A 6,426-nucleotide genomic window follows, 5' to 3' on the forward strand; every position below is an offset into this window, starting at 1 on the left:
ATTATCTTTATCGAGCTTTTCAAATATTAGCACTTCAGGCGCATTCTTATATTCTATCCATTCAGTATATGTATTTTCAGAATTTACTTTATTTATCTGAAATTATCATATTCAAACTAGGTATAAAATAATAAAAACTTGGAGGAATGGATTATGACAAAAAATAGTGTTTCAACTTTTACTGATGCAAAGCATAAAAATGAAAAAATAACCATGCTTACTGCTTATGACTATTCTATGGCCAAGCTTATAGACGAATCAGGCGTTGAAGGTATACTGGTAGGTGATTCTCTTGGAATGGTTTGTCTTGGCTATAAGGATACTTTGGCTGTAACTATGGAGGATATGATTCATCACATAAAGGCAGTGTCCAGAGCTGCACACAGTGCACTTGTAGTAGGTGATATGCCATTTATGTCATATCAGACTTCAGTATATGACGCAGTAAAAAATGCTGGAAGAATAGTACAGGAAGGATCAGCAGGAGCTGTAAAACTTGAAGGTGGAGCTTCAGTTTATGAAAAGGTGAAAGCCATTGTAAATGCACAGATTCCAGTAATGGGCCATATCGGGCTTACCCCTCAGTCAGTCAATATGTTTGGTGGATTCAAGGTTCAAGGCAAAGATGAAATCAAGGCTAGAAACATAGTGGAAGATGCTAAAAAGCTGGAAGATGCAGGAGTCTTTTCAATTGTACTTGAAGGAATCCCATATAAACTGGCAAAAATTGTTACAGAATCTGTATCAGTTCCTACCATTGGAATAGGTGCAGGGAAATATTGTGATGGGCAAATACTTGTATATCAGGATATGCTTGGATTGTTTTCAGATTTAAAGCCAAAATTTGTAAAGTCATATGGTAATGCTGGAGAAGTTGTAAAAAAAGCTTTTAAAGATTATATATCAGAAGTTAAATCTGGTATTTTTCCTGATGAAAAATACAGCTTTAAAGTTGATGATAGAGTTTTAGAAAAGTTATATGGAGGTCAATAGAAATGAATATAGTAAATACAATAGAAGAAGTGAGAGATAAAGTAAAATCATGGAGGAAAGAAGGCTCTACTATTGGACTTGTTACCACTATGGGTTATTTACATGAGGGGCATGAAAGTCTTATTAAAAGGGCAGTATTGGAAAATGACAAAGTAGTAGTAAGTGTATTTGTGAATCCAACTCAATTCGGACCAAATGAGGATTTTAAAACTTATCCAAGGGATATTACGAGAGATGGAGAATTATGTAAAAGTGCTGGAGCTAGTCTGATATTTAATCCAGAACCTTCAACTATGTATTATAAAGATGTAAGTACGATTATAAATGTAAAAGGATTGACTGAAGGACTGTGTGGCGCCAAACGACCAGTTCATTTTGGCGGAGTATGTCTTGTAGTTTCTAAATTGTTCAATATTGTAACTCCAGATAGAGCCTATTTTGGTGAAAAAGATGCACAGCAGCTGGCGGTTATAAAGAGAATGGTAAGGGATCTTAATTTTAATATTGAAATAATAGGGTGTCCTATAATAAGAGAAGCAGATGGACTTGCAAAAAGTTCTAGAAACGCCTACCTTTCAAAAGATGAAAGAAAGGCAACTGTAGTGCTAGGTAAAAGTCTTGAGTGTGGGAAAAAAGCATTGAACTCAGGAGAGAGAAATGCAGATAAAGTAAAAAAAATAATTATACAAAAGTTGAATTCAGAATCTCTTGCAAAAATAGATTATGTAGAGATAGTGGACAGTTTAAATTTGAAACCTGTTTCAAATATTGACGGAAATATTTTGGTTGCAATTGCCGTTTATATAGGGAAAATAAGACTTATAGATAATTTTACTTTTAAAATTTAGAGACTGTATTGGGCAAGGAGGAAGATTATGCAATTAAATATGCTAAAGTCAAAAATTCATAGAGCAACTGTAACTGAAGCTAATTTAAACTACGTTGGCAGTATAACAATTGACAGAAAGTTGATGGAAAGTGCCAATATACTTGAATATGAAAAAATTCAAGTAGTTGATATAAATAATGGAAATAGGATTGAAACATACGTAATAGCAGGAGATGAAGGTAGTAAGGTTATTTGTTTGAATGGAGCAGCTGCGCGATATGTACAGCCAGAAGATAAAGTTATACTTATGACATATTGTCAGATGGATGAGAGTGAAGCTAAAAATTATAATCCTATAGTAGTATTTGTGGACGAAAATAACTCAATAATTGAAATAAAAAATTATGAAAAACATGGTGAAATAAAATAGCTATTGCTATATAATTAAACCTATAGGAGGTAGCTTATTATGGAAAAAATTGCAAGCTTTACAGTTAACCATTTGAAACTCAAACCGGGAGTTTATGTTTCAAGAAAAGATAAATTTGGGGAAGTAATCATAACTACTTTTGATATAAGAATGACAACACCAAATCTTGAGCCTGTTATAAATACTGCTGAGGTTCATACAATAGAGCATTTAGGTGCTACTTTTTTGAGAAATCACAAGACATATGGACCTAATACAGTATATTTTGGACCTATGGGTTGCAGAACTGGATTTTATCTTATACTAAACGGAGATTATGAGTCAAAAGATATAATTGATCTGTTGAAAGAGATGTACGGATTTATTGCTAACTTTAAGGGAGATGTCCCTGGTGCTGCAGCAAAGGATTGTGGAAATTATCTAGACATGAATCTTTCTATGGCAAATTACTGGGGCAACAAATATCTCAATGAAGTTTTGAATAATATAACAGAGGATAGATTAATTTATCCACAATAATTTTTTACTATTGGATAGCAGGTAATTTTATAATTGCCTGCTGTAAATATTTTACTGGTGGGAGATTCTTTAGCAAAGGGTAGAGGTGATAATTCCCATCCTAATTCTGCAGTGTCAGGCTATAGCTAGAGAATTTTTGAATCATTAAAGTTATGATAATCATTAACATAAAAATAAAAAATGGACTATGGAGTGGATTATAGAAAATTTTACTCTATAGTCTATTTTTATATATAACAAAATAAAATATACATTGACAGACGAAGTATATATTTATATACTATAAATATGTTATTAAAGTATATAATTTCATAAACTAAAGTGATTGAAGGAGTGATGCTATGTCTATAACATCCGATATAATAAGAGGCCATACTGATACCATAATTTTGGCACATTTGATTGAAAAAGATAGTTATGGCTATGAAATAAATAAATTTATAAAGGAAAAGACCAACAACAAATATGAACTTAAAGAGTCCACTCTCTATTCTACTTTCAGAAGATTGGAAAAAGCTTCACTTATAACTTCCTATTGGGGAGATCAGACTACTGGAGCAAGAAGAAGATATTATTCTATAACGGAATTGGGAAAAGAAGCACTAATTCAGAATAAGAAGGACTGGGATGAGTCTAAAAAATTAATTAATAAACTGATTAATGGAGGTATTTAAATATGTATGAAAAATTGAGAAAGAGCGTTGAGGAGTTATTTGAAAATGCCCCAAAGACCAACAGAGCTAATGAATTAAAAGAAGAACTTTTAGCCAACCTCATAGATAAGTATGATGATCTTGTATCTTCAGGTAAAAATGAGGAAGATGCTTTTAAAATAGCAATTTCAAGTATTGGTGACATAGATGAATTAATAGAAGGATTAAAAGAAAAGGATATGTTTAACTATGATCAGATGCAGAAGCATCGTAAAAGGAGTGCATTTATACTGTCCATATCAATAGGATTATATATAATGAGTGTAGTAGTTCTTATAATGCTTAATGAAGTTTTTATGGTAAATGAAAACATATCTGTTTGTATTATGTTGACTATTGATGCTATAGCTACTTGTTTTATTATATATAATGCGGCTTCAAGACCTAGATATGTGAAATCAGATGATACTATAGTAGAAGAATTTAAAGAGTGGAAATCTTCCAATAATGCCGAGAAGGAAATTATGAAATCTATAAAATCCATAGTATGGCTTGGTATAGTTGCATTATATTTTATTTTGAGTTTTGTATTTGGTGCATGGGCGTATTCATGGATTATATTTATAATAGGAGCAGCCGTAGAAAAAATTATTACGTTAAGTTTTAGATTGAAGGAGTAAAAGCATGAATAGAAGATTAACAAAAATTTTAATTGTAATATGGATGATTATTGCCATTACAGCTTCGTGTTTTCTTGTATATGGTATACGATATAAAGGCATTAGAGGTTTTAGTTTTGAAAAGAGATTTGGTGAAGCTAATATCATACAAAAAGATGAGAATATAGCAATCAAGGGTTATGATAATATAAATATTGATTTCCCAAGCTCAGATGTATTCGTGAGTACAACAGATGGGAACGGTCTTAAAGTTGTTCAGAAAGCATCCACAAATCTTAAAGATGCAGAAAAATTTATAGTAGATAGACAAAGCAACAGTATTGTAATCAGAAAAAATAATAATAGAGTGTTTAATATATTTGATTTTGGGAATTTTAATGAAAAAATAGAGTTATACATCCCTAAAAATTATACTAAAAATTTAAATATTCATGTGGCATCTGGAGATATTACTTTTAATTCGGATATTAAATTAAATGATATAGAATGTAGTCAGAGTTCAGGGGATTTTCATGTTAACAATAGCATTAGCGGGAGTAATATATATATAAAATCTATTTCAGGAGATATAACTGCAGAAAAATTAAATTCCAAACATTATGATATACATGCTACTTCTGGGGACCTGGATATAAATTCAATATCGGGTTCTGGAAATGTAAAGACAATATCAGGTGATGTAAAGATAAACTATTCAGGTATAAACGAATATTCAAATATGAGTTCAATCTCCGGAGATATAAATTTGATAGTTCCTGAAAATATGAGTTTTGAATTTGACGGTAATTGTACTTCAGGCAATGTAAATGCAAACTTTCCGTTGAATTATCAAAATGAAAGGAAGAGCAGGACATCGGCTAAAGTAGGCAGTGGGCCATATAAAAAAATAAATGCAAATGCAGTATCTGGAGATATAAAAATTTCAAAGTAATCACATGTATGCATATAATACATGTAAACTAAATACACAATATTGTAGGATACATTGAATTCAATGTATCCTACAATATTGTGTATAAATAATTAACAGTACATAAACTTTTATGGCATCTAAAATCAAGCTTGCGTATTATGGCATGGTTATTGCTGTGTATATAGGTAAAGTCAAGTACTTATATATTAAAATAAAGGGGGAAATAATTATGGAAGGTTTGACTATTGATAAAATAAAAATAGGAGATAAAGTTTCCATAGAAAAGACTATATCTGAAACCGATGTATATCTATTTGCTGGAATAACCGGTGATTTAAATCCTGCACACATAAATCAAGTTAAATCTGAAGGTACCATGTTTAAAGGAAGAATAGCTCATGGAATATTGGTTTCAGGACTTATTTCAGCATGTCTTGGAATGTATCTCCCTGGACCTGGAACCATTTATATGGGACAACAACTTAAATTTACAGCCCCTGTGCATATTGGTGATACAATAAAAGCAGAGGTACAGGTAATAGATATGAATATTGCAAAAAATAGACTTAAATTGAAAACTACTTGTACCAATCAACTTGGGAAGACAGTAATAGAAGGAGAAGCTCTTGTTATGCCACCAGCTGTAGTATAGAAGTTATTTAACATGCCAATCAACTTAATTTTTTATAAAAATCTTTCTGTATATATTACAGGAGGATTTTCTTTTTGCTTTATTACTACTAATCAAGACATTGAAAAATCGTAATGCAAAGCTTAGTGTGAGCAAAGGAATTCAGGAGTATCTGGGAAATATCAAAATCATGAAAATCTTTTCTCAAAAAAAGAACTAATGGGCAAACACAAAGAATTGATAAATCCAAAGGGATCATACAATTATCTGTTTAAACTTCAGAAATCTAATATATTTTAAAATCAATTAAAGATGTATGAGCTTGTTTAGCCAATGTATCTTTAATAATTTATGGCTGATTTTTATATTATTGTGTTAATATATGTATAATAGAATTTTAGTATAGTGACGAAAAATGAGGTTTGAAATTTATGAAGATAAACAGGTTGCTGGCAATTGTAGTTATGCTCTTAAACAAGGATAAAATATCAGCAGCAGAGTTGGCGGAAAAATTTGAAGTTTCCATAAGAATTATTTACAGGGATATTGAGGCAATTGATATGTCAGGGATTCCAATAGCCTCACGACAGGGAAACAATGGAGGATTTTATATTTTAGACAACTACAAAATAAATCATCAGTTTCTAACACTGAATGATATGATCTCCATAGTGGAAGCTTTGAAAAATATAAATGGAGTTTTGGATGATAGAAATGTTGAAATAGCCATGGAAAAAGTCAAGAGTATTATACCATATAACTTCAATTCGTAATATAA

General features: G+C 31.0%; 8 protein-coding genes and 1 pseudogene. All 9 read left to right on the plus strand.

Annotated features, from left to right (window positions below):
• The first annotated feature begins 153 nt into the window (after positions 1-153).
• Positions 154-993 carry a 3-methyl-2-oxobutanoate hydroxymethyltransferase gene (panB, locus tag KM800_RS02385; RefSeq protein WP_217811638.1) on the plus strand — a complete coding sequence of 280 codons (840 nt, stop codon included), beginning with the start codon at positions 154-156 and terminating at the stop codon, positions 991-993.
• Positions 994-995: 2 nt separating this feature from the next.
• A complete protein-coding gene (gene panC, locus KM800_RS02390; RefSeq protein WP_217811639.1) occupies positions 996-1,841 on the plus strand; it encodes a pantoate--beta-alanine ligase in 846 nt (281 codons plus the stop codon).
• A gap of 27 nt (positions 1,842-1,868) precedes the next feature.
• Entirely contained in the window at positions 1,869-2,252 is a 384-nt protein-coding gene (gene panD / locus KM800_RS02395) for an aspartate 1-decarboxylase (RefSeq protein WP_017751826.1), read from the plus strand.
• A gap of 39 nt (positions 2,253-2,291) precedes the next feature.
• Positions 2,292-2,771 carry an S-ribosylhomocysteine lyase gene (locus KM800_RS02400; protein ID WP_017751825.1) on the plus strand — a complete coding sequence of 160 codons (480 nt, stop codon included), beginning with the start codon at positions 2,292-2,294 and terminating at the stop codon, positions 2,769-2,771.
• A gap of 341 nt (positions 2,772-3,112) precedes the next feature.
• On the plus strand, positions 3,113-3,445 hold the full coding sequence (locus tag KM800_RS02405; RefSeq protein WP_217811640.1) for a PadR family transcriptional regulator: 333 nt from the start codon (positions 3,113-3,115) through the stop codon (positions 3,443-3,445).
• 2 nt (positions 3,446-3,447) lie between these two features.
• A complete protein-coding gene (locus KM800_RS02410; RefSeq protein WP_017751823.1) occupies positions 3,448-4,104 on the plus strand; it encodes a permease prefix domain 1-containing protein in 657 nt (218 codons plus the stop codon).
• Positions 4,105-4,108: 4 nt separating this feature from the next.
• Positions 4,109-5,035 carry a DUF4097 domain-containing protein gene (locus KM800_RS02415; RefSeq protein WP_217811641.1) on the plus strand — a complete coding sequence of 309 codons (927 nt, stop codon included), beginning with the start codon at positions 4,109-4,111 and terminating at the stop codon, positions 5,033-5,035.
• Between the two features lie 211 nt (positions 5,036-5,246).
• Positions 5,247-5,669 (plus strand): MaoC family dehydratase, encoded by a 423-nt coding sequence (locus KM800_RS02420; protein WP_017751821.1) that lies wholly within the window; start codon positions 5,247-5,249, stop codon positions 5,667-5,669.
• A 410-nt stretch (positions 5,670-6,079) separates the two neighbouring features.
• Positions 6,080-6,403 (plus strand): annotated as a pseudogene (locus KM800_RS02425) (helix-turn-helix transcriptional regulator); the annotation flags it as partial.
• Positions 6,404-6,426: the final 23 nt, after the last annotated feature.

This window comes from Clostridium tyrobutyricum, from assembly GCF_019144085.1.
GTDB classification, from domain to species: domain Bacteria; phylum Bacillota; class Clostridia; order Clostridiales; family Clostridiaceae; genus Clostridium_B; species Clostridium_B tyrobutyricum_A.

Coding starts and splice junctions, on each gene's coding strand:
- KM800_RS02415 (WP_217811641.1), top strand. CDS start 4,109: ATGAATAGAAGATTAACAAAAATTTTAATTGTAATATGGATGATTATT.
- KM800_RS02410 (WP_017751823.1), top strand. CDS start 3,448: ATGTATGAAAAATTGAGAAAGAGCGTTGAGGAGTTATTTGAAAATGCC.
- KM800_RS02420 (WP_017751821.1), top strand. CDS start 5,247: ATGGAAGGTTTGACTATTGATAAAATAAAAATAGGAGATAAAGTTTCC.
- panD (WP_017751826.1), top strand. CDS start 1,869: ATGCAATTAAATATGCTAAAGTCAAAAATTCATAGAGCAACTGTAACT.
- panC (WP_217811639.1), top strand. CDS start 996: ATGAATATAGTAAATACAATAGAAGAAGTGAGAGATAAAGTAAAATCA.
- KM800_RS02400 (WP_017751825.1), top strand. CDS start 2,292: ATGGAAAAAATTGCAAGCTTTACAGTTAACCATTTGAAACTCAAACCG.
- panB (WP_217811638.1), top strand. CDS start 154: ATGACAAAAAATAGTGTTTCAACTTTTACTGATGCAAAGCATAAAAAT.
- KM800_RS02405 (WP_217811640.1), top strand. CDS start 3,113: ATGTCTATAACATCCGATATAATAAGAGGCCATACTGATACCATAATT.